This window comes from Megasphaera geminata F0357, assembly GCF_000239275.1.
Classification (GTDB): Bacteria; Bacillota; Negativicutes; order Veillonellales; family Megasphaeraceae; genus Megasphaera; species Megasphaera geminata.
In genome coordinates this window covers 1-268 of the sequence record NZ_JH417616.1, presented here as the reverse complement: position 1 = coordinate 268, position 268 = coordinate 1, and the positions used below count along the sequence as shown (strand labels likewise).

Sequence of the window (268 nt, the reverse complement as noted above, 5' to 3'; positions counted from 1 at the left end):
CACGGCTCCTTCTTCGGCGGCAACGGCACGGAAGCGCTCCCGGACCGTTACCTGGACGATCTGGAGTTTCACCGTCGGTGCGGGCTACGTCCCGGCGAAGGACTTCCTCCTGGAGGCCTTCTACACCTTCGGGGCCAAGGGGATCGGCAAGCGCGATACCCTTTACGGGCCGGAAAGCTTCAAGCTCGGCGACTACACGCGCGTCCAGGCGACGTATAAATTCTAAACCATATCCTTTATATAGGACAGCACCCTCCCCCAAAAGAAA

The 268-nt window shown here is 59.3% G+C and carries 1 protein-coding gene; it reads left to right on the top strand.

Annotation, left to right across the window (positions count from 1 at the left end; genetic code table 11):
• The coding region (locus tag HMPREF0080_RS10100; protein WP_006791050.1) for a hypothetical protein at positions 1-226 on the top strand (226 nt) is incomplete at its 5' end.
• Between the last annotated feature and the right edge of the window lie 42 nt (positions 227-268).